Below are 24,262 nucleotides of genomic sequence, written 5' to 3' on the forward strand. Positions count from 1 at the left end.
CTCCTTGACGGTTCAGTGCTTGTGGCCGACGTCCAGCCGCTCTTCGACGAAGCGAGAGTAGCGGGACATGCCGTAGCAGAAGATGAAGTAGACGATGCCGGCGAAGGCGAAGCCGGTGTAGACGGTGCCGGGCGTCGCCCAGTTCGGATCGGCGAAGGCCGCCCGGATGATGCCGAGGAAGTCGAAGATCGAGACGATCGCGACCAGCGTCGTGTCCTTGAACAGGCCGATGAAGGTGTTGACGATGCCGGGGATCACCAGCTTCAGCGCCTGGGGCAGCACGATCAGGATCATCATCGGCCAGTAGCGCAGACCCATCGCCATGGCGCCTTCGTACTGCCCCTTCGGGATCGCTTGCAGGCCGCCGCGCACGACCTCCGCCATGTAGGCGGCGGAGAACAGCGACACGCCCACCAGCGCGCGCAGCAGGCCGTCGATGGTCCAGCCGGAGGGCAGGAACAGCGGCAGCATGTAGGTGGCGAAAAACAGCACGGTGATCAGCGGAACGCCGCGCCAGAACTCGATGAAGGCGATGGCGAAGAACCGCACCGCCGGCAGCTTCGACCGGCGGCCGAGCGCCAGCAGCACGCCGAGCGGCAGCGAGGCGACGATGCCCGTGGTGGCCACCACGAGCGTCACCAGCAGCCCGCCCCAGGCCCGCGTCTCGACCGGACGCAGCCCGAAGACGCCGCCGCTGAGCATGACGAAGGCGAAGATCGGGAACGCGACGAAGAACAGCAGCGCGTTCGCCTTCTTGTAGGGCGCGGCGGGCGTCAGCAGCGGCGCGATCAGCGCGGCGGCCACGAAGAACACGGTCGCCGGCCGCCAGTGCTCCTCCGCCGGATAGAAGCCATAGAGCATCTGGCCGAAGCGGGTGGTGATGAAGGGCCAGCACGCCCCGGTGCCCGGCGCGATGCAGGCCTCGCGGTTCGCGCCCGTCCACACCGCCCGAAGGACGAGGAAGTCGATCATGATCCACGCGACATAGACCGCGAGAAACAGGCAGACGATCGACAGCAGGGTGTTGGCGGGGCCGGCGAACAGGTTCTGCCGCGCCCAGCCCGAAAAGCCGACCAGCGAAGCCGGAGGCGGCTCGGGCTGCAGGATGTCCTTGCGGACGAAAGGCTTGCCGTGGCCGTAAGCGACGTCGCTCATGTCCGCCTCACCGTTCGATCAGCGCGACGCGCCGGTTGTACCAGTTCATGAAGAGCGAGGTCGCAAGGCTGATGACCAGGTAGCAGCCCATGGTGATCGCGATGATCTCGATGGCCTGGCCGGTCTGGTTGAGGGTCGTCCCGGCGAAGACCTGCACCAGCTCGGGATAGCCGATGAAGGCCGCGAGCGAGGAGTTCTTCGTCAGGTTGAGGTACTGGCTGGTGAGCGGCGGGATCATCACCCGCATCGCCTGCGGAATCACGACGAGCCGAGTCGACAGGCCGGACTTCAGGCCGAGCGAGGCCGCGGCCTCCGACTGGCCGTAGCTGACCGCGTTGATGCCGGCGCGGACGATCTCCGCGATGAAGCCGCCGGTGTAGATCGACAGCGCCACGACGAGGGCCGCGAACTCCGGCAGCAGGCGCGAGCCGCCGACGAAGTTGAAGCCTTTGAGCACCGGCGTTTCGATGGTCAGGGGGAAACCCACGAGGGCGAAGCCGACGAGCGGCAGTCCGATCAGCAGCGCGACCGACGTCCAGAACGCCGGGAACTGCTGTCCTGTCTTTTCGCGGCGGACGGTCGCCCACTTGTTGAGGACGACCACGCCGACGACCGCGATCGCCAGGGCGATGAAGCCGACGAGGCTGCCCTCGCCAAACACGATCCGTGGAATGTAGACGCCGCGGTTGTTGAGGAAGACCTCGCCGAAGATGGAGTAGCTGTTGCGCGCCGCCGGCATCGCGGCCAGCACCGCGAGGTACCAGAACAGGATGTGGAACAGCAGCGGCAGGTTGCGCGTCACCTCGACGTAGACGGTGCAGACCTTGCGCACCATCCAGTTCTTCGACAGACGGCCGACGCCGACGAGGAAACCGAGGATGGTGGCGAACACGATGCCGACGACGGCGACGAGCAGCGTGTTCAGAATGGCGACCAGCAGCGCCCGGCCGTAGCTCGACGACTCGCTGTAGGGGATCAGCGTCTGGTTGAGGCCGAAGCCGGCGGTCTGGTTCAGGAAGCCGAAGCCCGAGGCGATGCGCTGGTTGGAGAGGTTTTCCTGCGCGTTCCAGACCATCGCCCCGAGCACGAGCGCGACGACGGCGACCACGACGATCTGCGCCACGTTTCCCCGGAAACGCGCGTCGTTCCAGATGGACGAGGTCGATTGCGGCCGGTCCGCCGGCGCCGGGCCTTCATGCGTAATCGCCATCACACGCTCCAACTTCACGGCAGGTTCGACGCCCTACGAGACGCGAGCCCCGCTCCGCCCGATCGATCCGGGCGAAGCGGAAGCGCGACACGACTGTCGGATCAGCGGATCGGCGGGCCGTACTGAAGGCCGCCCTTGCTCCACAGCGCGTTCTTGCCGCGCTCGATCTGCAGCGGCGAGCCCTTGCCGACGCTGCGGTCGAACGCTTCGCCGTAGTTGCCGACCTTGCCCACGATGCGGGCCAGCCAGTCCTTCGACAGGCCGATCTGCTCGCCGAAATTGCCCTCGGCGCCGAGCATCCGCTTGATGTCGGGGTTCGGCGAGGTGAGCATCTCCTTCACGTTCTGCGAAGTGATGCCGGCCTCCTCGGCGTTCAGCATGCCGTAGTGGACCCACTTCACGATGTCGAACCACTGGTCGTCGCCCTGGCGGACGGCGGTGGCGAGCGGCTCCTTGGAGATCAGCTCCGGCAGAATGACGTGTTCGTCCTTGTCGGCGAGCTTCAGGCGCAGGGCGTAGAGCTGGGACTGGTCCGAGGTGAAGACCTCGCAACGGCCGGACTCATAGGCCTTCAGCGTCTCTTCCTGGCCCTGGAAGGCGACGACCTCATACTGCAGGTTGTTGGAGCGGAAGAAGTCCGCGACGTTGAGCTCGGTCGTGGTGCCGGATTGGGTGCAGACCGAGGCGCCGTTCAGCTCCATCGCCGACTTCACGCCGAGCGACTTGCGCACCAGGAAGCCCTGGCCGTCGTAATAGTTGGTCGCGGTGAAGTTCAGGCCCTGGGTCGCGTCGCGCGACAGCGTCCACGTGGAGTTGCGCGACAGGATGTCGACCTCGCCCGACTGAAGCGCGGTGAAGCGGTCCTTCGCGGTCAGCGGCGAGAACCGGACCTTGGACGGATCGTCGAAGATCGCGGCGGCGACGGCGCGGCAGAGATCGACGTCGAGACCGGTCCATTCGCCCTTGGCGTCGGGGTTCGAGAAGCCGGGCAGTCCAGTGCTGACGCCGCACTGGAGAAAGCCCTTCTGCTTGACCTGGTCCAGAGTCGCCGCATCGGCGGCGCCGGACGCGAAGACCGCAGAAGCGCTCAGCGCCAGAGCGGTAAGGATCTTTTTCATCGGGGGAACTCGCCTCTCTCGCAAGGGACGCCGGGCCCGGCCTCGGGCGGCGGCGTGGCTCGCGCCTGCTCCCATCACCGTCAGCTCCGGCCTTGTCGTCGAACGCGTCGCCGGGGTGCGCCGCCGTTCAGGCGCCATCTTCGCGCGATAATTCGGCCGCCGCGAGATGATTTTCGCGCCACTCGCAAAAAATGACCAAGACTTGACGGGATCTTAGCAAGCGCCTGACAACCTGCTGGCCTCCACCTGGGATTTCGAGGGCCGACTGCCATGGGACGTGATGGGGAACGCCCTTTCGGGCCGCTGACGGACCTTGTCCTCGGCGGCCGCTCCGTCGTGGAGCAGCACGGCTTCGTCAATCCGCCGATCGTCCGCGGCTCCACCGTGCTGTCGCCCACCGTCGCCGACCTCGAGGGGCGGACCGGCCGCTACGCCTATGGCCGGCGCGGCACGCCGACCTCCGACGCGCTGACCGACGCCCTGAAAACCTTGGAGGGCGGCGCGCATGTGGCGCTCACGCCCTCGGGGCTGAACGCGGTCGCGACCGCCCTGCTCGCGGTGCTCGGGGCGGGCGATCACCTGCTGATGGTCGACACCGTCTACCAGCCCACACGGCACCTCTGCGACCTCACGCTGAAGCGGCTCGGGATCGAGACGACCTACTACGAGCCGCAGATCGGAGCGCAGATCGCCGACCTCATCCGGCCCGAAACCAAGGCGGTCTTTGTGGAGAGCCCGGGCTCCCTCACCTTCGAGATCCAGGACATCCCGGCCATCGCCGGCGCGGCGCATGCGCGCGGCGTCGCGGTGGTGATGGACAATACGTGGGCGACGCCGCTGTTTTTTAAGGCGCACGACCAGGGCGTCGACCTCTCGGTCACGGCCGGCACGAAATACCTCGGCGGCCATGCCGACCTGCTGCTCGGCACGATCTCGGCGAACGAGGCCTACGCGCCCGCGCTGATCGCCGCGCACGGGGCGCTGGGCCTCTGCGTCGGGCCGGACGACATGTTCCTCGCCCTGCGCGGCCTGAGAACGCTGGGGGTGCGGCTCGCGCACCAGCAGGACGCCGGTCTGCGGGTCGCGCGCTGGCTCGAATCGCGCTCCGAGGTCGCCCGCGTGCTGCATCCCGCGCTGGAGAACGATCCCGGCCACGCGCTCTGGCGGCGCGACTTCACCGGCGCCTCCAGCCTGTTCGCGATCGAGCTGAAGCCGGGGCCGAAGGCGGCGGTCGCGGCCTTCCTGGACGGGCTCCGCCTGTTCGGCCTCGGCTACTCCTGGGGCGGGTTCGAGAGCCTTGCGATCCCGTACGACGCCCGGCCGATCCGGACCGCGAGCCGCTGGGCGCCGGCCGGGCCGACCGTCCGCATCCACGTCGGGCTCGAGGAGGTCGAAGACCTGATCGCGGACCTCGACGCCGGGCTCGCCCGCTACGCCGCGGCGCTCTGAGGCGGCGTCAGGGCGTCAGCCACCGCATGCCGCCGGCGCGCTCGAACAGCGCGCGGCGATGGCCGCCGCGGCCAAGGTGAAGCCATTCGAGCGTCGCGACCGCGACCTCGACCACGGCGAAATGGCGGAAGCCGCCGTCGCCGCCGGGAGCGGGCGCATAGGCGCCGCCGTCGCCGATCGCCTCGCCCGGCGAGGGCTGGACCGCATAGAGGCTGCGCGCCTCCTCGGCCACGGCGACCCAGGCGATGCGGGCGATGTCGTCGCTGACGTGAACCCGGCTGAGACCCTCGACGCGGATCTGCGCGCGCTCGTCGCGGTCCCAGGCGCAGAGCGCGGTCCTGGGATCGGCGGCGATCTCGGCGATCTTGTCGGAGCGGGTGTCGGCGTGAAACCGGACGCGCCAGGCGCCGGGATCCGCCTTGCGCAGAACGACCGTGCGCGCCCGCGGCCGCGCGTCCAGGCCGACCGTCGCCAGGGTGAGCCGGCGCATCGGCGCGAGCGGATCGGTCGCGGCCTCGCTCAACAACCGCCACGCCTCCGTGCGGGAGCCGGGGAGGTCGTCGTAATAAGGGGGGCGGGCGGGATTGGTCACTGCCCGCCGAGACTAGACCAGCGTGCGACGCCGGAAAATATCCCTCTGCCGGCGCCACGGCAAAAAATTGTCCGGGCGCGGGGCGTTTCGAAAACGGCCAAAGAAAAACCCCGCGCAGCGGAGCCGCGCGGGGTCGAAACGGTCAACGAACGGGCCGAAGCCCAGTCGTTTCAGAGCTCAGCCGGGCTGTACGAGGTGACCTCGAGGCCAACCGGGGTCTCGGAAACGATCGGAGCGGTCCAAATAGCCATTGTAGCCTCCTAAAAGCTTGCGCGATGCGCCGCATCGCGCGGCGATCAGAACGCCGTCTGCGTTCGATGGAGCGAGTATCCGGCGGACAGGCGATGGGCGCCAGTTAATTTCCTGTCATGTTCCGACAGGACGCCGCCGGACGTCGATCAGCTGCGGGTGTTCGTCGGGGCGACCGGCTTCTTGGCGCCGCTCTTCTTCTGCGAGTGCTTCTTCGCCTTCATCGGCGAGGCCGCCTGATGCTTGCGCGTCGTGTCCATCTCGCTGCGCTCCTTGGCGTTTTCGCGATCGCCGGTGGACTGAGCCGTTCCGCTGGTCTGGGCGAAGGCCGCGACCGGGGCGACAAGCATTGCGGCGGCGAGAGCGCCGGAGGCGAGCATCTTCATCGAAGTGTTCATGACGTTTGTTTCCCTTGGTACGTTTCGCGACAGAAACGGCGCGCCGCGCCCGATGGTTCCGAAGAGCCGTCGTCTTGCGCTTGCGCGGGTCGTAAGACTGCAATCGATCGCCCTCACCTCGCAGTAACCACGCCCGCAGAGGCGAGCTTGTCGTTCGGCGCGAACGGCCAATCCTCCAGACACAACCGTTCAAGATCGACGCGACGTCGCGTCGGAGCTGCGGGCGACATGGCTACAAGGTAGAACGACATGATGGGACTGATCGAAAGTTTCCTCCTTTTCGGATTTGGGGTGGCGCTCGTCGTCTTCGTCCTGACGCGGCTGAACTCCGGCCTGTCCCGCGCCGAGCGCAAGAAGCTCTCCTCTTAAGACCGCGACGCAGGACCGAACTCGGGACCCGCCGCTTGCGGTCGGCGGGTCCGCCCGGCTGAGAAGGCGACCGCGAGCGCTCCGTCCCGACGCGTCGCCCATCGCCTTTCCGCCTGCGCGTCTCACATAGGCTCCATGCCCTGTCTGGAGATCCTATGGACGCCATCCCCCACCGCCCCGACCGCGCCTCGCTGCAGCAGGTCATCGCCGGCCTGACCGACGGCGTCATCCTGGTGGAGCCGGACCAGTCGATCTCCTGGGCGAACGACGCGGCGCTCGCCATGCACGGCGTCGGCGAGGTCGCCGAACTCGGCGGCGACGTCGACGGCTACCGCGCCCGGTTCCGGCTCCGGTTCCGCAACAACCACCCGCTGCCCGAAGACCGCTACCCGCTCGACCGCGTGGTGGCTGGCGAGACCTTCTCGGACGTCACGGTGGAGGTGTCCCCAAGCGCCGCGCCGGAGCGCGTTTGGGTGCACACGATCCGAAGCCTCGTCGTGGTCGACGCGTCGGGCGCGCCGGAGCTGCTGGTGCTGATCGTCAAGGACGAGACCGAGCGGTTCGAGGCCGAGGACCGGTTCGAGAGCGCCTTCAACGCCAACCCGGCGCCCGCTTTGATCTGCCGGCTTTCCGACCAGGTCTACGTCCGCGTGAACCAGGGCTTCATGGACATGACCGGCCACGACCGCGCGGCGGTCATCGGAAAGACCGTGCGCGAGCTCGACGTCTTCGCCGGCGCCGAGAACCACGACCGCGCCTTCGAGCGTCTCGACGAGGGCCGCGCGGTCATGCAGATGGAGTCGGAGGTCCCGCTGCCGGACGGATCGAGCCGCGCCGCGATCGTGGCTGGCCAGCCGATCGACGTGGCGGGCGAGCCCTGCATGCTCTTCACCTTCGCCGATCTCGAGCCGCGCCGGAAGGCGGAGATATCGTTGCGCAAGAGCGAGGAGCGCTTCTCGAAGTCGTTTCGCCTGTCGCCCGTGGCGATGGCGATCACGCGCTTGCCGGACCACGCCTTCATCGACGTCAACCGCGCGTTCGAAGCCATGACGGGAACGCCGGAGATCGAGATCGTCGGCCGCAGCGCATCCGACCTGCGGCTATGGACGGACCCCGCTGCGAGGCGCGCGGTCGAAGCCTCGCTGAAGGAGGGCCGCGGCGTTCAGGACGCCCCCTTGCGCATGCGGGCCGCCGACGAGGCCGACATCGACTGTCTGGTCTCGGCCGAGGCGGTCGAGATCAACGACGCGCCCTGCGTGCTGTGGGTCATCCAGGACGTGACCGAGCGCAAGAAGACCGAGGACGAGCTGATCTCGGCGATCGAAAGCGTCATGGCCGACACCTCGTGGTTCAGCCGGACGGTGGTCGAGAAACTCGCGAACCTGCGGCAGGCCTCGCGCCGGCCCGGACCGGGCGTCGGCCTCGACGATCTCACCGAGCGCGAGCGGCAGATCCTCGGGTTGATCTCCGAAGGCTGCGACAACGTCGCGATGAGCGACCGCCTCAAGCTCTCCACCAACACGGTCCGTAACCACGTCGCGTCGTTGTTTCGTAAGATCGGCGTCAACCGCCGCGCCGCCGCCGTGGTGTGGGCGCGCGAGCGCGGGATCACCGGCAAGGCCGCGGTCGAACCGCGCCGCGCGCCGAAGAGCTGAGCGCACTCGCGCCCGGTCCCAAAATACTAGTTCGTCTGGTCCTTGCGTCTCTGTGGGCGGCGCCGACGCTCACCCATTTGCCATCCATCGCCAAGAGCGCGGCGTCGAAGCCGCGCCGGATCGGCAACCGATGGAGACGATCATGGACAAGAACCGTATCGACGGCGCCGCCAAGGAAGTGAAGGGCTCCGTGAAGGAGGCCATTGGCAAGGTGACCGGCGACAAGACCACCGAAACCGAAGGCAAGGCCACCAAGGTGGAGGGCAAGGTCCAGGGAACGGCCGGCAAGGTCGCCGACAAGGTTCGCGACGCCGGCAAGTGACGCCTCCGCAGGGCGACCGCTCCGTCGACCGCCCTGCCCGCCGCAATCGCGCGGCCTGACGTTCAGACAGATCTGCAGAGCCCCGGGAGGGCCAAATGACCGACACCTCCATCACCGGCGGCGCGACGCTCGCGCGCGCCGACCTCGACCGCACCGCCGCGTTCAACACGATCGCGCCGAGCCGGATTTCCTGGGGCGCCGTGTTCGCCGGCGTCGTGCTGGCCCTCACCGTCCAGTTCGCCCTCAACCTCCTCGGCGTCGGCGTCGGCGCCGCCGTCATCGATCCGGGCACGAGCGACAACCCGGGAGCCGCGGCGTTCTCCATCGCCGGCGGCCTCTGGTACGTGGCGGCCGGGCTGATCGGCGCCTTCGTCGGCGGATACGTCTCGAGCCGGCTCTCCGGCCACGCCGTCAAGACGGTCGGCGGCCTGCATGGCCTGACCACCTGGGCTGCGACCACGCTCGTCATCCTCTACCTCCTGACCACGTCGATCGGCGCGCTTGTGGGCGGCGCCTTCAGCGGCCTCACCAGCGCGATCGGCGGCGTCGGCGGCGCGGCCTCCAGCGCCGTTCAGGCGGCGGCTCCGAGCATCGCCAGCATGAACCCGCTGCAGCAGATCGAGACCGAGGTGCGCCAGGCCGGCGAAGGCCAGGACCCCGAGGCTCTGCGCTCCGGCGCGGCGGCCGCCGTCCAGGCGGTGCTGACCGGCGATCCGGCCAAGGCCGACGAGGCTCGCACCAAGGCGGCGGACGCCATCGCCCGGGCCCAGAACATCAGCCCCGAGCAGGCTCGCGCCCAGGTTGGCCAGTATGAGGAGCGCTACCGCGCGACGGTCGCCGAGGCCAAGCGCCAGGCGCAGGCCGCCGCCGTGACGACCGCCAAGGTCGTATCCCGCGGCGCGCTGCTGGGCTTCATCGCCCTGGCGCTCGCAGCCGTCGCCGCGTGGCTCGGCGGCGCGGCGGGCTCCGCCCGCGCGACGCGCGTCGCGCGTCGGGTCTGACCCCATCGCCCAGGCCTTTCCCGAGGTCTGGACGTAAGGCAGGGGCGGTTCGCCCCCCTTTGCCCCTGCCGGAGGGCGGGACCCCATCGGGGTCTCGCCCTTTTCCATGAAAAAGAGCGCCGACGTCGGCGGCGTCCCTCTCAGCCATTTGCGAAGGGTCGGTCGCCCAAGCCATCATGGGTCCCGATGACCACGCCCGGGACTCCCCCTTCGCCAGATCCGCGCTCCACGCGATGAGCGACGACGACGAGGCCTTCGGGATCGCGGTTCCGGCCTGGCGCGCGCGCCGGCTGCGCGCCCATCTCGGCGCCCTCCCCGCCGCAGGCGCGGCGGCCAGGGCCGCGGGCGAGCCGCGCGCCGCGCCGGCGGAGACGGCGCACCGCGCCGAGGCCCGGCGCTGGCTCCGGGGGTGGGACCAGGCGGACGCCGCCGCGGCGTCGAGCGAGCCCAGGCCCCCCACCCCGAAGCAGCTTGCGAAGCTGACGCGCTGGGAGGCGGGCGTCGGCCGTCTGCGCCCCTCCGACGGCGCGCGGCGGCGGGACATTCTGGAGGCCGTCGCCGAGGCGCTGCTCTCGGCGCGGCCCTTGCCCTTCGGCGCCATCGCCGCGGCTCACCGCGAAACCGTGCGGCGCTGCCGGGAGGCGGGCGTTCCGGCGCCGAAGGCCTCGCGCTACCGCCGCTGGCTGAAGCTCACGGGACGGGCCGCAGGCCCCGCGGGCGCGCCCCTCCAGGACTGACGCGGGCGGCGACCGCGCGAATGCGCCAGAGGGCTGGGCTTGGCGGAGTGGTTCGCCTGTGGGAGGCCGCCGCGCTGGCGCAGAGCCGCGTCGCGGCGCACGCCGGTTCAGGCGGCGCGTGACGGCTGGCTCAGCCGAGGCCCGACCGGTCCAGCGTCGCGATGAAGTCGCTCAGCCGGTCGCCCTGCACCAGGATGTGGGCGCGCAGTTCGCGCTCGGCGCCCGCCGTGTCGCCGGCGAAGATCGCCTCGACGATCCGCTCGTGCTCGGCGAGCGAGGTCGCGACGCGGGCGCCGGCGCGGAGCTGCAGGCGGCGGTAGGGCTTCAGCCGCATGTGCAGCCGGCGCGCCTCGTCGCCGAGGAAACCGTTGTGCGCCTCGGCGTAGATCACGTGGTGGAAGCGCTCGTTGGCGAGATAGTAGGTGTCGCTGTCGCCGTCCGCCGCCTCCGCCCGGCAGTCGTCGAGCGCGGCCTGCAGCGCCCGGCGGCCGGGCCCGTCGATGCGGCGCGCGGCGAGCCCGCCGGCCATGGCCTCCAGCGCCGCCATGGCCTCGAACCGTTCGATGATGTCGCGGAAGCCGAGCGAGGCCACGAAGGCGCCGCGCCGGGGCAGCAGCGTGACGAGCCCCGTCGCCGCGAGCTGGCTCAGCGCCTCGCGCAGGGGGGTGCGCGACACGCCGAAGCGGTCGGCCAGCGTCTGCTCGTCGAGGCGGTCGCCGGGCTTGAAGACGCCCGTGACGATGTCCGCCTCGAGCGCGAACCGCAGCGCGTCGGCGCGCCGGACCGGGAGCTCGTCAACCGAGGGCCGTTCGGCCGTATTCCTCTTCGTCCTCAAGACTCTACCGTTCGTGTCGCTGCGTCGCCACGACCGTAGCCGCGCTCTCAGTCATGCACAATCGCATTTCTTGTATACGAAAATGTTGACACTGCATTTGTACGGGCGTTTGCTGAGCCCATAAAAATCAACAGACTGAGGAAACGCCGACGATGACCAGCGCCCCCCGTGATCCGGGAGGCGGCGGGCTCGCGCCTGCCCTCCCGAACGCCGCCCTGCTCCCGCTGACCGGGAGCGCCCGCCATGACGCCTGAGCTTCTCTCCATCGTCGGCCTCGGCGCGATGTTCGTGGTGGCGACGCTGCTGCCGGTGAACATGGGCGTGCTCGCCTTCGCGGGCGCCTTCCTCCTCGGCACGCTGGTGGCGGGCCTCACCACCAAGGCCATCATCGGGTTCTTCCCCTCCGGCCTGTTCCTGACGCTGGTCGGGATCACCTACCTCTTCGCCATCGCCCAGGCGAACGGCACCATCGACTGGCTGGTGCGGCTCGCGGTGAAGGCGGTCCGCGGCCGGGTCGTCATGATCCCGTGGATCATGTTCCTGGTGGCGGCCGCGCTCACGGCGGTCGGCGCGGTCAGCCCCGGCGCGGTGGCGATCATCGCCCCCATCGCGCTCGGCTTCGCGATCAAGTACGGCATCTCGCCCTTGCTGATGGGCCTGATGGTGATCCACGGCGCCCAGGCGGGCGGCTTCTCGCCGATCTCGATCTACGGCGGCATCACCAACGGCGTGGTGGCGAAGGCCGGCCTGCCGATGGACCCGCTCGTGACTTTTGCGGCGAGCTTCGCGGTGAACGCCGGCGTCGCGGCCCTGCTGTTCGCCGTGCTCGGCGGCAGGAGCCTGTTCGGCGCGCGGGTCGAGACGGCGGGCGCCAACGGCGCGCCTGTCGGCGGCTACGGCCGCCCGCCCCGGAGCGAGCCGCGCTACGGCGACGCCGAGACCGAGGCGATCTCGGCCGAACGCCGCATCGCGGCCGGCCAGACGCAGACCGACGCCGACCCCATGGCCGACAACCGCGCCTACCAGATGCTGACGCTTGGCGGTCTCATCCTGCTCGCGGTCCTGACGCTCGCCTTCAACCTCGACATCGGCTTCTGCGCCATCACGATCGGCCTCGCGCTGTCGCTGGTCGCGCCGACGCTGCAGCGCCGCGCCATCGCGCAGGTGACCTGGCCCGAGATCGTGCTGATCACCGGCGTCAGCACCTATGTCGGCGTGATGGAGAAGATGGGAACGATCTCCTACGTCGCGGACGGCGTGGCGGGCCTCGCCTCGCCGCTCACCGCGGCGCTGCTGCTGTGCCTGATCGGCGCGGTGGTCTCGGCCTTCGCCTCCTCGACCGCGGTGCTCGGCTCGCTGATCCCGCTCGCCGTGCCCTTCCTCCAGGGCGACACCGGCGTTGGCGCCATCGGCTTCATCGCCGCCATGGCGGTGTCCTCGACCATCGTGGACGTGAGCCCGTTCTCCACCAACGGCGCCCTCGTCCTCGCCAACGCGCCCGAAGGCTCCCGCGACGGCTTCTTCCGCCAGCTGCTGCTCTACGGGGCGATCGTTACGCTCGTGGCGCCGTTCGTGGTTTGGTTCCTGTTCGTGGTGCTGTGAGGACGGATCGTCAAACCGCGAAGCCCCCTCACCCGGCGCTTCGCGCCGACCTCTCCCCGCCGGGGAGAGGTTAAGAACGGCGCCGCTTCTCACCTCTCCCCGGCGGGGAGAGGTCGGAGGGCGGAGCCCTCCGGGTGAGGGGGCTTCTGGCCCAGCAAAAGGACTTTGGATCCAGCGATGTCCGATACGAACTCACGCTCCTGGTCGACCCGCCGCGACGACAAGCTGCGCCGTTTGCGGGCGGTCGAAGCGCACGCGGACGGTAAGGTTCTTCGCGCGGCCGAGATGGTCGCGGCGCTGGAGGCGGTCCTCGTCTCCGGAGACCGGGTGGCGCTCGAGGGCGACAACCAGAAGCAGGCGGACTTTCTCTCGCGCTCCCTGGCGAAGGTCAGCCCCGAAAAGGTGCGCGACCTGCACATGCTGATCTCGTCGATCTCGCGGCCCGAGCAGATCGACGTGTTCGAGACCGGCGTGGCCAAGAAGATCGACTTCGCCTACGCCGGCCCGCAGTCGCTGCGCGTGGCGCAGCTGCTCGAGGACGGCGCGCTCGAGGTCGGGGCGATCCACACCTATGTGGAACTCTACGCCCGCATGTTCGTGGACCTGACGCCGCGCGTCGCGCTGGTGGCGGCCGAGAAGGCCGATCGGTTCGGCAACCTCTACACCGGCGCCAACACCGAGGACACGCCGACCATCGTGGAGGCGACGGCCTTCGGCGGCGGGATCGTGATCGCGCAGGCGAACGAGATCGTCGACGAGCTGCCGCGCGTCGACATTCCCGGCGACTGGGTCGATTTCGTCGTCAAGGCGGACCGCCCCGCCGCGATCGAGCCGCTGTTCACCCGCGACCCCCGCCTGATCACCGAGCAGCACATCCTGATGGCGATGCTCGCGATCCGCGGCGTCTACGAGCGCCACGGCGTGGTCTCGCTCAACCACGGCATCGGCTTCAACACGGCGGCGATCGAGCTGCTGCTGCCGACCTACGCCGAGCGCCTCGGGCTGAAGGGGAAGATCGCCCGGCACTGGACGCTGAACCCTCACCCGACCCTGATCCCCGCGATCGAGAGCGGCTGGGTCGACAGCGTGCACTGCTTCGGCGGCGAGGTCGGCATGGAGGCCTACATCGCCGCGCGCTCCGACGTGTTCTTCACCGGCCGAGACGGCTCGCTGCGGTCGAACCGGGTGCTGTGCCAGCTCGCGGGGCAATACGCCGTCGACATGTTCATCGGCGCGACGCTGCAAATCGACGGCGACGCCAACTCCTCGACCGTCACCGCCGGCCGTCTGGCGGGGTTCGGCGGCGCGCCCAACATGGGCCACGACCCCGGCGGCCGGCGGCATTCGAGCAAAGCCTGGCTCGACATGAAGACCGACCCCTCCCCTACCGCCCGCGGCAAGAAGCTGGTCGTGCAGATGGCGGAGACCTTCCAGTCCGGCGGCGTGCCGACCTTCGTGGAGGAGCTCGACGCGGTGAGCGTCGGCCGGGCCGCAGGCATGCCGATCGCGCCTGTGATGATCTACGGCGACGACGTCAGCCATGTGGTTACCGAGGAGGGCGTCGCCTACCTCTATCTCGCGGCCGACGAGGACGAGCGCCGGGCGGCGCTCGCGGCGGTCGCGGGCGTCAGCCCGATCGGCCTGCGCCACGACCCGCGCCGCACGGACGACCTGCGCGCCAAGGGCCTGGTGGCCTACCCCGAGGACCTCGGCGTCGACCCCACCGAAGCCAGCCGCTCCCTGCTTGCGGCGCGCACCATCGAGGACCTGGTCGAATGGTCCGGCGGGCTTTATGCGCCGCCCGCGAAGTTCAGGAGCTTTTGAGCGATGATGGACACGTTGACGCCGCGCTTTGCGCGCACGCCGTTCACGCGCAGAAACGCGCCGTCATGCCCGCGCGAAGCGCGGGTATCCACGACTTTCCCTGCCGCGATCGACGCCCAAGTCGTGGATGCCCGCGAAAGCGGGCATGACGGCGAGGATGGCGGCGCGCGCCCTGCGCATCTCGCCGACCTCGCCGTGGCCGCCCTCGCCGCTGAGGCCGAGCTTACGCCCAAGCCCGGCCTCGTCGACCGGCGCGGCGCGGGCTCCCACGCCGACATGGAGCTCGACACGCTGCTCGCCTCCGCCGCGGCGCTGCGCCCGACCTTCGCGGCGCTCGCCCACGCCGCGGAAGGCGAGAGGCCCTCACAGGCCTTGCGCGAGGCGCTCGCACGCATCGGCCGCGACGGCGAGACCGCGATGTTCGCCGCGACTGGCGGCGTCAACACGCACCGCGGCGCGATCTTCGCGCTCGGCCTGATCATGGCGGCCGCGGCGATCGAGGGCTGGGACGCGGCGGCCGCCGACATCTGCGCGACGGCCGGCGCGATCGCCCGTTTCGCCGATGGCGCGGCCCCCGTCGCCGTGCTGAACGGCGCCGTCGCCTGCCGGACCTACGGCGTCGGCGGCGCGCGTGGCGAAGCGGCGGCCGGGTTCCCGCATGCGCTCAAGGCGCTCGAAGCGGTGCGCGACGCCCGCGCGCGCGGCGCGACGGAGACCGCCGCCCGTCTCGACGGGCTGATGGCGGCGATGGCGGGCCTCGACGACACCTGCCTGCTCCACCGCGGCGGGCGGCGGGCGCTGAGGGTCGCGCGTCTCGGCGCGCGCGCCGTGATCGCGTCCGACGGCGCTGCGACCGCGGACGGCAGGGCGGCGCTGCGCGCGCTCGACCGCCGCCTGCTCGCGCTCAACGCCTCGCCCGGCGGAAGCGCCGACATGCTGGCGGCCGCGCTGCTGCTCGACGCGCTCGACGCCAGCCGTCATCCCGGCCGCAGCCGAGCGGAGAGCCGGGACCGTCTTCGGGATCAGGCGCCCCCTCCCGACGACGATCCCGGATCGGCGCGGCTGACGCCGCTCGTCCGGGATGACGACGCGGACAGGGAGGCCTGATCCCATGGAACGCTTCGAACTCCGCTTCTCCGGCAACGCGCCGCTCGCCGGCCGGGCCCATGTGGGCGTGGTGGCCTCCGGCGATCTCGAGGTGCTGATTGAGCCCGCCAACGAGACGGTGGTCTCCGTCCGCACCAGCGTCGACGGCTTTGAGAAGGTCTGGCGCGCGACGCTGGAGCGCTTCTTCGCCCGCCATCCCGTCGCCGCCCGGATCGAGATCAACGACTCCGGCGCAACGCCGGGCGTGGTCAGCCTTCGTCTCGCCCAGGCGCTGGAAAGGACCAAGGCATGAGCGTTCCCGCACTCATGAGCCGCACCAGCTTCGTGGAGCTGAACGCCCGCGAGCGCGCCCGCGCGCTGCTGGACGACGGCTCGTTCCGCGAGCTGCTCGGCCCCTTCGACCGGATCGAGAGCCCCTGGCTCGCGCGCCAGAACCTCGTGCCGCAGGCGGACGACGGCGTGGTGGTGGCGCGCGGGACGATCGGCGGCGTCGCGGCGGTCGTGATCGCCATCGAGGGCGCGTTCCAGGGCGGCAGCACCGGCGAGGTCTCCGGCGCCAAGATCGCCGGGGCGCTGGAGCTCGCGGCGAAAGACGCCGCGGCGGGCAAGCCGATCCGCCCGGTGCTGGTGTTCGAGACCGGCGGCGTGCGGCTGCAGGAGGCGAACCTCGGCCTCGCCGCCATGGCGGACGTGCACGCCGCCGTCGTGGCGCTGCGCGCCCACGTCCCCGTCGTCGGCGTCATCGCAGGCATGATCGGCTGCTTCGGCGGGATGGGGATCACTGCCGGACTGGTGAGCCGGCTCATCGTCACAAAACAGGCGCGGCTCGGGCTCAACGGCCCGGAGGTGATCGAACAGAACGCCGGCGTCGAGGAGCTCGACAGCCGCGACCGGCCGCTGATCTGGAGCCTGACCGGCGGAGAGCAGCGCCACGCGGTGGGCCTCGCCGACGACCTCGTCGCCGACGACGCCGAGGCGCTGGCGGACGCCGTCCGCTCCGCCTTCGAGCGCGGCCGGCCGGCGGAGCACCAGAGCGAGCGGATCACGTTCTGGCGCAAACGGCTCGAGCGCCTGCCCGCGGCGCCGGAGGGACCGGCGCTGCGCAAGCTCTGGATGGGAGATCAGGCATGAGCGCAGACGCGACAAGCCGCGGCCGGACCTGGTTCGAGGCGCTCGGCCGTGGCGCCCCGCGACTCGACGGCGGCCCGGCCTCCGTGCTCGCGGCGGACGTCGCGATCGGCGGCGAGACCGTGCGGATGATCTCGGTCGTCACGAACCCCGAAAACCGCTTCCCGCGGGCGCGCGAGGGCGAGGTCGGGCTCGACGAGGGCTGGGGCGTCGCCGCCCGGGTGCGCGAGGTCTTGGGGCCGGAGCAGCGCCCGATCCTCGCGATCGTCGACGTTCCGAGCCAGGCCTATGGCCGCACCGAAGAGCTCTACGGCATCCACCTCGCCTGCGCCGCGGCGGCCGACGCCTACGCCAGCGCCCGGCTCGCGGGCCATCCCGTGGTGTCGCTGGTGGTGGGGCGCGCGCTGTCGGGGGCGTTTCTGGCCCACGGCTACCAGGCCAACCGCGTGGTGGCGCTCGATGATCCCAGAATCTCGATCCACGCCATGGGCAAGCAGGCCGCCGCCCGGGTGACCAAGCGGACCGTCGAGCAACTGGAGAAGCTTGGCGAGGAGATCCTGCCCCTCGCCTACGACGTGCGGTCCTTCGCGAAGCTCGGGCTGGTGCACGAGCTGATCGGCGGCGTCGACGCCGACGCGCCGGGCACCGCGGACGTCGCCAAGGTTACGGAGCGCATCGCCGCCGCCATCGCCGACGCCAGGGCCGGCCCGCGCGACCTCTCGAGCCGCCTGACGTCTCGGGAAGCGCGGGAGAACCGGGCGGCGTCGATCCGGGTGCGCGAGGCCCTCGCCGCGCAATGGGGGTGAGGCCGCACGACCTGCTGCGCCTGACGACGCCGGGCGCGCTCGCCGCCGTCGACGCGCCGGACTGGGTGGCGCAGTCGCTGGCCGCCGCGCCGTGGGTCGTCGTGCGGCGTGCGGGGCTCACGCGGGGCCGGATCGCGGTCGGCGTGCGCGGAGTCTCCCGCGCGGAGCGCTTCGCCGCCTTCACCGCCGAGGACGCGATCGCCGAGCGGCTCAGCCCGGAGGACCTTCGTAATCACGCTCCGTCGCGCGCGCATCCCGCCTTCGCGGCGCTGGCGCAGCTCGGACCCGCCCTCGACGACGCGGGGCTTCCCTGGGGTCCGGCCGGCGCGGCCGGCTACGAACTCGCCACCGGGCGTCCGGCGCTCACCGCGACCAGCGATCTCGACCTCGTGCTGCGCGCCGACGCGGCCACGGACATGCGCGCCCTCCCCGCCGTGTCGGAGGCCGCCGCCCGAGCGCCGCTCCGGGTCGACGTCCTGGTGGAGACGCCGGGCGGCGCGGTCGCGCTGGACGAGTTGCTGGGCGGCTCGGCGGAGGTCCTGCTGCGCACCCCGCAGGGGCCGCGCCTCGCGTCCCTCGACGAGCTTTGGGTCGCAGCGCCATGCTGAGGACCGCGCTGCTGTTTCCGGGCCAGGGCTCCCAGCGCCCCGGCATGCTCGCCGCCCTCCCCGACCATCCCGCCGTCCACGCCGCGCGCGACGAGGCGAGCGCGGTCCTCGGCCGCGACTGGCGCGGGCTCGACGACGCCGACGCGCTGTCGCGCACCGACGGCGCGCAACTGGCGCTGACGATCGCAGGCGTCGCCGCCGCCCGCGCGCTGATCGCCGAGGGCGCGGCGATCGACGTCGTCGCGGGACACTCCGTCGGCGCCTTTCCGGCGGCGGTGGTGGCCGGCGCGCTGTCGTTCGAGCAAGCGCTGGCGCTCGTCGCGCTCCGCGGACGGCTGATGGCGGAGAGCCACCCGCAAGGCTTCGGCATGACGGCTATCATCGGCCTCCGCGAAGCAGCCGTCGCGCGCCTCGTCGAGCAGGCGCGCGAGGCCGGGCCGGTCTATCTCGCGAACCGCAACGCGGAGCTGCAGATCGTGGTGTCCGGCGCGGAGGCTGCGCTCGTCCGCGTCGCGGAGCTCGCGCTCGACGCCGGCGCGCGGAAGGCGGAGCGGCTGAACGTGCGGACGCCCTCCCACTGCCCGCTGGTCGCGCCGGTCGCCGAACGCTTGAGGGAGGCCCTGCGCGACGTGCGTCTGAGCGCCCCGGCGATCGCCTATGTCAGCGCGCGCCGCGCGCGGCCGCTGCGGACCCTCGAGGCGATCGGCGACGATCTCGCGACCAACGTCGCCGAACCCGTCCGCTGGCGCGACGCCGCGCGGCTGCTGGGCGAGCTCGGGATGGAGCTCGCGTTCGAAACGCCGGCCGGCTCCACGCTCGGCGACCTCACGGCGGAGACGCTTCCGCAGGTCAGGACCTGCGCGCTGGACCAGGTCTCGTTGCGGTCGGCCTGCGTCCTCGCCGTCGCTTCCCGCGGATAAGGCGGCCCACGCGGCGCGTTCTCACCCCGTGACGAGGTTGAGGGTCTGCGCGGCGGGGCCGAGCGTGACGCCGCGGCCCCAGTCGAACGCCAGGAAGTCCTGCTCGATCCCGTCGGCGAAGATCACCCCGCCGTCGTTCATCCGCGAGGTGACGGCGAGCGGAGCGGCCTCGAGCTTGCCGGCGCGCAACGTCGTGCCGGTCGCCACGCTCGGAAACGGCTCGCGCACGAAGAAGGCGACGGCGCGCTCCTGCGGGTCAAGCGGCACGGTGTGGCGCGTCGCCTCCATGATCGAGCGCGCCCAGCCGGTCGCGCCGGTGCCGGACGCGACGATGAGCCCGCTCGACGAGTGGTCCTCGGCCGCGCCATCGCAGGCGATGCGGTAGCGCGCGGACTGGTGGCTGTGGTGGCCGACGAACACCTCGTTGAGCGCGAGCAGACGCTCGCCGCTGTCGAGCCGGGCCTCGACCATGGTCCGCCGCTCGGCCGGCGCTCGGCCTGCGACGCTCGCCGGCAGCAGCGGCGCGAAGCGCGGGAGGGAAATGCGCGCCAGCACGCCGTCGTAGAGGTCGGGCGCGGGGTTGAGGCCCAGCACCGGCTGGCCGTCGAGGTACTTGGCGACATTGGCGACGAGCCCATCCTGCCCCACGACGACGATCACGTCCTCCGGGCCGAACAGGAAGCGGTCGAGGTCGGCGCGCGTGACCGCCGCCTGCCGCCAGTCGCCGGGCGCCGCGGCCCGCGCCGCGTGGAGCGTCGCATGCATCTGGCGGTGCCGGTCCTCCAGCACGTCGATGTCCTGGCCGCGGGAGTCGAGAAAGAACTTGGCCTGCCCGCGCGTGGCGTGGCGCGCGAGCAGCAGCTCGTAGTCGGTTTCGCGGGTGACGAACACCGCGCGCGGGGCGTTGGTCGCCATCAGCGCGCCGGCAGGCTGGCCACCCCTCGCCGGAACTCGCCGAGCACGGCGGCGAGCAGGTCGGGCGTGACGTTGAGGTGTTCGATCGTCTCCAGCTTGCCCGCAAGCTCGCGCGCGGCGAGGCCGAGCATCACGGCGGGCGGCAGGTCGCGGTAGATCGTCATCCGCGCCTGTTCGGCCTCCGCCTTCGCGCTTTCGACCGTGCGGATGCGATCGGCTTCCGCCGCGGCCTCCACCTGCTGCGCCTCGGCGAGGCCCGTCGCGCGGTTGCGCGCGTTCTCCGCCTCCTGGGTGATGAGCAGCATCTCGCGGCGGGCGAGCTCCGTCCGGTTGGCGAGTTCGTTCTCGGCGATCGCCCGCTCCTTCTCGACCGCAAGCGCGCGGCGCTCGAAGGTGGCCTGGTCGGCCTTCTGCTGGAGCGCCTCGAAGGTCGGGGTCTGCAGCGCGCGCTCGAGTTCGCTCGACGGCGCGAGGTTGGTCAGGCGGACCGCGGCGACCGTAATGCCGATCTCGTTCAGCGCGGGATCGGCGCCGAGCGCCGCCTCGAGCTGATGACGGAGCGGCTCAGGGCCGGAGTCGAGCAGCGCGCGCACCGGCGCCTGCGCGAGGTACTGCAGCGCCGCCTGATTGACCAGGCCGGCAAGCCGGGTCTCGATCCGCTGGAGCGGCTCGCTCTGGTAAACGCCGGTGGCGAGGCCCAGGCTGAAGTCGACTCGGGACGCGAGCAGCTCGGGGTTCGCGACGCGCCACGTCAGCGCGCCCTGGATCGCGACGCTCTGGAAGTCCTGGCTGCGGCCCCGGACGAAGACCGTCATCTCCCGATCGTCCATCGGCAGCTCGGCGATGCTCGCGGTCTCCGGGCGGAACCAGAAGACGAGCCCGCGCCCGCTCTGGCGGATGCGGCCGTTGCGGTAGCGGATGACGTGATTGCTCGCGTCGCTGCGCAGCTGCGCCAGGAATCCAAGATTTCTGATCGACGCCATGACGGTTACTCCTGTTCTGGCATGGTCTGGCGGTAGCGGAAGAGTTCGGCCGGGCGGAACGAGGCCCCCGTCTCGCGCTCGCCGGTCGCCTCCAGCCGCCCGGTGTCGAGCATGCGGCGGCGGAAGGCGGGCTTGTTCACGCGCACCCCGAGGATCGCTTCGTGGACGTCCTGCAGCGCGCGCAGCGTGAACAGCTCGGGCAGCAGCGCGAAGGCGACGCCGGAATAGTCGAGCTTTCCGCGCAGCCGCAGCATCGCGAGGCCGAGCATCTCGGCGTGATCGAAGGCGAGCGGCAGCGCGTCGCCGTCGGCCGAGCGCGCCTCGACCGGACCGCCCGCTTCCCCCGTCCACGGCACGACCAGCTCGGCCAGGGTCAGCTCCGGCGCGGCCTTCAGCGCCGCTGCGAAGCGGGCGGCCGGCAGCAGCGCGAAATAGGCGACGCTGATGATCCGCGTGCGCGGGTCGCGGTCGACGGCGCCGAAGGTGTAGAGCTGCTCGACATAGGCGTCGGTCATCCGCGCCTTGGCGTCAAGCACGCGGCGCGCCGCGGCGTCGAGGCTCTCGTCGATCGCGACGAAACCTCCGGGCAGCGCCCAACGGCCGAGGTGCGGGTGCTCGTCGCGGCGGAGCAGCAGCGCGGCCGGACGGCCGGCGACCACGCTCATCAGGATCAGATCGACCGCCACCGACGGCCGCTCGTAGCCGCGCGGGTCGTACCCTTCGAGAAATTCCGCCTCGGTCACTGCGCACCCATATATTCGTTATGCACCTTAGTAAGTCGCATAATGGATATATGTCAAGCGCAAGGAGGCGCGCGGGCCCCGCTCGACGACGAGCGAGCTGGAACGAGGGCGTGGTGGCGGGCTCCGGCCTGAAGGGCGTCGCCGACGCCATGTTCGAGGCGAACGCCGGAGGAGCGGCGACCGGCGCGGACGCGCGTGTCGTCTACAGCGCGGCAGCGGCTCGCTGTTCTTCGACGGGGAGGGGTTGGGGGCCGGCAGGGAGGCGCTTGCGCGGCGCGCCCGAACTCCGGCGGAGGGTTTCCGATCGTCGGACTGGACGCCTGACGGCGTGCGAAGCTGGACGCCGGCGCGGGCGGCGTGAGCCGCGGCCGCGGAAATCCGAAGGCTGCGGTGTCAGTCGAGACCGTGAAACGCGCGTGAATCCCCGGCCCGTCTGCGAGGCCCGCACGTCGTCTCGGAGGAGGCCTGAACAGGGACGGGCGAGGTCGAACATCCCGCCGGGGACGCGGCCAGCGCCGACCAGCCGCCGCCCGTCAGCCGCCATCCGAAGATCGAGAAGACGATCATCTTCGTCCGGTGAAGCTCGCTCAGCACATGGCCGTCGAAAACGACCGGAGCCTTGGGCGTCGCGATCTGCGCGAGCGTCGCCCGCGCAGCCTGGGCCATTTTCGGCATATTGCTCCCCATCCGATCATCTCAGCCGGCCCAAAACATCGCAGCGCAGCATTTCGTTGCATGCCAGCGGGCGGCGGCCTCCACTTTTCGTGGCGTGGCCCCGCAAACGCGGCGGACGCGCCCGAAGCAGCTCGGACGACCGGCCGTCGCCGACAGCGCAGCGGGGCGAGCGTTCCGGGCCCGCCCTGCTGGGCTTGGGTCGGAACAGCGCTATACTACCCTCGCCCGCCAACATCGGGCGGCGAGAGACCCGCGAGCGTGTCGTGATGCGTACCTGCGTAAGATCGAGGCTGACGGCGCTGACCGGGCTCTTGGCGTCCGTCGGCGTCGGAGTCGCGATTCCGCAGGGGGTCGAGGCTTATGAGCTGGAGTATCGCTCGCCCTTCGGGCCGTGCGCCAGCGATTGCGCCGTCACCGGTTTCGTGGGCGGCCTCGTGAAGAGCTCCATGTCGTCGATCTACGTGACGCGGGGCCTGCCGCCGACCCACTGGCGCTACGGCGAGTCCGGCATCGTGGGCGGCGCCTTCTCCCGCGAGGTGGTGACCTACGGTCCGCTCTGGGCGATCGAAACGGAGGTGGGGGCCGCCAAGCGCTTCGGCGCGCTCGACGAGTTCGAGGCCTGGACCGCGCTGTACTTCCGCTGGAAGAGATTTCCCTGGAGCGACGTCGTCCGCACGTCCGTTGCGATCTCGACCGGGCTGAACTGGGCGTCGGACGTCCCGCGCTACGAGGTCCAGAAATCGCCGGGCGGGCAGTCGCAGTTGCTGCATTATCTCTCGCCCGAGGTCACCTTCGGCTCGGTGAAGCACCCCGACGTCGACCTGGTGTTCCGCTTCCACCACCGCTCCGGCGGCGAGCTGGCGGTGTTCGACAACACGAGCGGCGGCGCCCAGTACGGTACGGTGGGCCTGCGCTTCCGCTGGTGAATGCCGCCGCGGTCATCGCGGGGATCGGCTTTTGGCCGATGGCGATGAGGCGACAAGCCGAGACGGATGCAAAGCATTTTCGCTGATATGGCGCGCCCTACGGGAGTCGAACCCGTCTTTTCAGCGTGAAAGGCTGACGTCCTAACCGATAGACGAAGGGCGCGGCGACGGGACGTATAGGGGGGTTCGCCGCGGCGGGCAAGAGCGCGGGGCGGGCCGTCCCGCTCAGAATCCGAAGAAGCTGAGAACAGGCTGAGCGAAGGCTTCGATCAGCTTGACGATCGCCGTGGAGAAGGCGGCGAGGATCGCGAAGCTCGCGACGGTCGCCGCCCATCCGACGCCGATCGCGACGCCGTCGCGCTCGATGAGTCCGAGCGCGAAGGCGGAAATCGCAATCGCAGGGGGCATATTGCCGAAGGGGATCGGCAACACCAGGATCAACGCCAGCACGAAGCAGGCGAGCCCGGTGAACCGGTCGGCGACGTAGCTCGTCATGACCTCCGCGCGCGGCTTGAGCAGCCGCTCGAGCTTCGCGACCCAGGGCTCGACCTTCGCGGCGAGCGCGCGGAAGTCCTCCCGCTTCAGCGAGCGCTCGGTGATGAAGCGCGGCAGCCAGAGTCGCTGGGCGCCGATCATCAGCTGCAACGCGATGAAGAACAGCGGCGCCCCGAGGATGGCGGAGGTGCCCGGCGGCATCGGCAGCGCGTTCGGCAGCGCGAACAGCAGCAGGAGCGCGCCGAAGGCGCGGTCGCCGAAGGCCTCTAGGATGCGCCCGATGCTGATGCGCTCGTGCTGGCTGTCGGCGAGCTCGCGCAGCACCTGGGAGAAGCCGCGGCGCGGCTCCTTCGGATCTTCAGCGCGCACGGAGGAGGGCGGCGGGGAGCTGGCGACGTCGGTCACTCAACCTCTGGGGAGCTGGTCGCCGCGCAATCCGG

General features: G+C 70.9%; 25 protein-coding genes and 1 tRNA gene. 14 read left to right on the top strand and 12 right to left on the bottom strand.

Going from position 1 to position 24,262, the window contains the following annotated elements; all coding sequences use genetic code 11:
• Positions 1-12: 12 nt before the first annotated feature.
• The 3 genes from K244_RS0107250 to K244_RS0107260 all read right to left on the bottom strand — a co-directional run bounded on the left by K244_RS0107250 (position 13) and on the right by K244_RS0107260 (position 3,483).
• A complete protein-coding gene (locus K244_RS0107250) occupies positions 13-1,155 on the bottom strand; it encodes an amino acid ABC transporter permease (RefSeq protein WP_020185588.1) in 1,143 nt (380 codons plus the stop codon).
• 7 nt (positions 1,156-1,162) lie between these two features.
• Entirely contained in the window at positions 1,163-2,365 is a 1,203-nt protein-coding gene (locus K244_RS0107255) for an amino acid ABC transporter permease (protein WP_020185589.1), read from the bottom strand.
• A gap of 101 nt (positions 2,366-2,466) precedes the next feature.
• Entirely contained in the window at positions 2,467-3,483 is a 1,017-nt protein-coding gene (locus K244_RS0107260; RefSeq protein WP_020185590.1) for an amino acid ABC transporter substrate-binding protein, read from the bottom strand.
• A gap of 270 nt (positions 3,484-3,753) precedes the next feature.
• On the opposite strand from K244_RS0107260, the gene metC reads away from it, so the two are divergent.
• Positions 3,754-4,932 carry a cystathionine beta-lyase gene (gene metC, locus K244_RS0107265; protein ID WP_020185591.1) on the top strand — a complete coding sequence of 393 codons (1,179 nt, stop codon included), beginning with the start codon at positions 3,754-3,756 and terminating at the stop codon, positions 4,930-4,932.
• 7 nt (positions 4,933-4,939) lie between these two features.
• Here the strand turns inward: metC and K244_RS0107270 are convergent, their stop codons facing one another.
• Positions 4,940-5,524, bottom strand: a complete 585-nt coding sequence (locus K244_RS0107270) for a pyridoxamine 5'-phosphate oxidase family protein (protein ID WP_036305576.1) — start codon at positions 5,522-5,524, stop codon at positions 4,940-4,942.
• A gap of 398 nt (positions 5,525-5,922) precedes the next feature.
• Positions 5,923-6,171: a hypothetical protein gene (locus tag K244_RS0107280; protein WP_020185593.1), complete on the bottom strand. Its 249-nt coding sequence runs from the start codon at positions 6,169-6,171 to the stop codon at positions 5,923-5,925.
• Positions 6,172-6,695: 524 nt separating this feature from the next.
• On the opposite strand from K244_RS0107280, the gene K244_RS0107290 reads away from it, so the two are divergent.
• The 4 genes from K244_RS0107290 to K244_RS21595 all read left to right on the top strand — a co-directional run bounded on the left by K244_RS0107290 (position 6,696) and on the right by K244_RS21595 (position 10,255).
• Positions 6,696-8,195, top strand: coding sequence for a PAS domain S-box protein (locus tag K244_RS0107290; RefSeq protein ID WP_020185595.1), 1,500 nt, complete (start codon positions 6,696-6,698; stop codon positions 8,193-8,195).
• Positions 8,196-8,337: 142 nt separating this feature from the next.
• Positions 8,338-8,517, top strand: coding sequence for a CsbD family protein (locus K244_RS0107295; RefSeq protein ID WP_024816369.1), 180 nt, complete (start codon positions 8,338-8,340; stop codon positions 8,515-8,517).
• Between the two features lie 95 nt (positions 8,518-8,612).
• The gene (locus K244_RS0107300) at positions 8,613-9,518 is read left to right on the top strand and encodes a hypothetical protein (RefSeq protein WP_020185597.1); all 906 of its coding nucleotides are present in this window, start codon (positions 8,613-8,615) and stop codon (positions 9,516-9,518) included.
• Positions 9,519-9,751: 233 nt separating this feature from the next.
• Positions 9,752-10,255 carry a hypothetical protein gene (locus K244_RS21595; protein ID WP_051460096.1) on the top strand — a complete coding sequence of 168 codons (504 nt, stop codon included), beginning with the start codon at positions 9,752-9,754 and terminating at the stop codon, positions 10,253-10,255.
• A 130-nt stretch (positions 10,256-10,385) separates the two neighbouring features.
• On the opposite strand, the gene K244_RS0107310 is transcribed toward K244_RS21595, so the two are convergent.
• The gene (locus K244_RS0107310; protein ID WP_036306354.1) at positions 10,386-11,021 is read right to left on the bottom strand and encodes a GntR family transcriptional regulator; all 636 of its coding nucleotides are present in this window, start codon (positions 11,019-11,021) and stop codon (positions 10,386-10,388) included.
• A gap of 312 nt (positions 11,022-11,333) precedes the next feature.
• On the opposite strand from K244_RS0107310, the gene K244_RS0107315 reads away from it, so the two are divergent.
• From K244_RS0107315 to mdcH, 8 genes are all read left to right on the top strand, one after another.
• Entirely contained in the window at positions 11,334-12,692 is a 1,359-nt protein-coding gene (locus K244_RS0107315) for an SLC13 family permease (protein ID WP_020185600.1), read from the top strand.
• Positions 12,693-12,869: 177 nt separating this feature from the next.
• Complete coding sequence (gene mdcA / locus K244_RS0107320; protein ID WP_020185601.1) at positions 12,870-14,516, top strand: malonate decarboxylase subunit alpha; 1,647 nt, start codon at positions 12,870-12,872, stop codon at positions 14,514-14,516.
• 123 nt (positions 14,517-14,639) lie between these two features.
• Positions 14,640-15,623: a triphosphoribosyl-dephospho-CoA synthase gene (locus K244_RS0107325; RefSeq protein ID WP_020185602.1), complete on the top strand. Its 984-nt coding sequence runs from the start codon at positions 14,640-14,642 to the stop codon at positions 15,621-15,623.
• Positions 15,624-15,627: 4 nt separating this feature from the next.
• Positions 15,628-15,915 carry a malonate decarboxylase subunit delta gene (locus K244_RS0107330; RefSeq protein WP_020185603.1) on the top strand — a complete coding sequence of 96 codons (288 nt, stop codon included), beginning with the start codon at positions 15,628-15,630 and terminating at the stop codon, positions 15,913-15,915.
• A complete protein-coding gene (locus K244_RS0107335) occupies positions 15,912-16,754 on the top strand; it encodes a biotin-independent malonate decarboxylase subunit beta (RefSeq protein ID WP_024816370.1) in 843 nt (280 codons plus the stop codon). The genes K244_RS0107330 and K244_RS0107335 overlap by 4 nt, the downstream gene beginning before the upstream one ends.
• Entirely contained in the window at positions 16,751-17,557 is an 807-nt protein-coding gene (mdcE, locus tag K244_RS0107340; protein WP_020185605.1) for a biotin-independent malonate decarboxylase subunit gamma, read from the top strand. Before K244_RS0107335 ends, mdcE begins: the two co-directional genes overlap by 4 nt.
• A complete protein-coding gene (locus K244_RS0107345) occupies positions 17,548-18,165 on the top strand; it encodes a malonate decarboxylase holo-ACP synthase (RefSeq protein ID WP_020185606.1) in 618 nt (205 codons plus the stop codon). The genes mdcE and K244_RS0107345 overlap by 10 nt, the downstream gene beginning before the upstream one ends.
• Complete coding sequence (mdcH, locus tag K244_RS0107350; protein WP_020185607.1) at positions 18,159-19,085, top strand: malonate decarboxylase subunit epsilon; 927 nt, start codon at positions 18,159-18,161, stop codon at positions 19,083-19,085. Before K244_RS0107345 ends, mdcH begins: the two co-directional genes overlap by 7 nt.
• Before the next feature lie 21 nt (positions 19,086-19,106).
• On the opposite strand, the gene K244_RS0107355 is transcribed toward mdcH, so the two are convergent.
• The 4 genes from K244_RS0107355 to K244_RS0107370 form a co-directional block, all read right to left on the bottom strand.
• Positions 19,107-20,000, bottom strand: coding sequence for an NAD(+)/NADH kinase (locus tag K244_RS0107355; RefSeq protein ID WP_020185608.1), 894 nt, complete (start codon positions 19,998-20,000; stop codon positions 19,107-19,109).
• A complete protein-coding gene (locus K244_RS0107360) occupies positions 20,000-20,983 on the bottom strand; it encodes an SPFH domain-containing protein (RefSeq protein ID WP_020185609.1) in 984 nt (327 codons plus the stop codon). Before K244_RS0107360 ends, K244_RS0107355 begins: the two co-directional genes overlap by 1 nt.
• A 5-nt stretch (positions 20,984-20,988) precedes the next feature.
• Positions 20,989-21,726, bottom strand: coding sequence for an NUDIX domain-containing protein (locus tag K244_RS0107365; protein ID WP_020185610.1), 738 nt, complete (start codon positions 21,724-21,726; stop codon positions 20,989-20,991).
• 393 nt (positions 21,727-22,119) lie between these two features.
• Complete coding sequence (locus tag K244_RS0107370) at positions 22,120-22,401, bottom strand: hypothetical protein (protein WP_155931631.1); 282 nt, start codon at positions 22,399-22,401, stop codon at positions 22,120-22,122.
• 266 nt (positions 22,402-22,667) lie between these two features.
• On the opposite strand from K244_RS0107370, the gene K244_RS0107375 reads away from it, so the two are divergent.
• On the top strand, positions 22,668-23,327 hold the full coding sequence (locus K244_RS0107375; RefSeq protein WP_036305581.1) for a hypothetical protein: 660 nt from the start codon (positions 22,668-22,670) through the stop codon (positions 23,325-23,327).
• A gap of 88 nt (positions 23,328-23,415) precedes the next feature.
• Here the strand turns inward: K244_RS0107375 and K244_RS0107380 are convergent.
• Together K244_RS0107380 and K244_RS0107385 are read right to left on the bottom strand one after the other, a co-directional pair.
• A tRNA-Glu gene (locus tag K244_RS0107380) sits at positions 23,416-23,490 on the bottom strand.
• Positions 23,491-23,552: 62 nt separating this feature from the next.
• On the bottom strand, positions 23,553-24,227 hold the full coding sequence (locus K244_RS0107385) for an exopolysaccharide biosynthesis protein (protein WP_020185613.1): 675 nt from the start codon (positions 24,225-24,227) through the stop codon (positions 23,553-23,555).
• Positions 24,228-24,262: the final 35 nt, after the last annotated feature.

It is taken from the genome of Methylopila sp. 73B, from assembly GCF_000526315.1.
Lineage (GTDB): Bacteria > Pseudomonadota > Alphaproteobacteria > Rhizobiales > Methylopilaceae > Methylopila.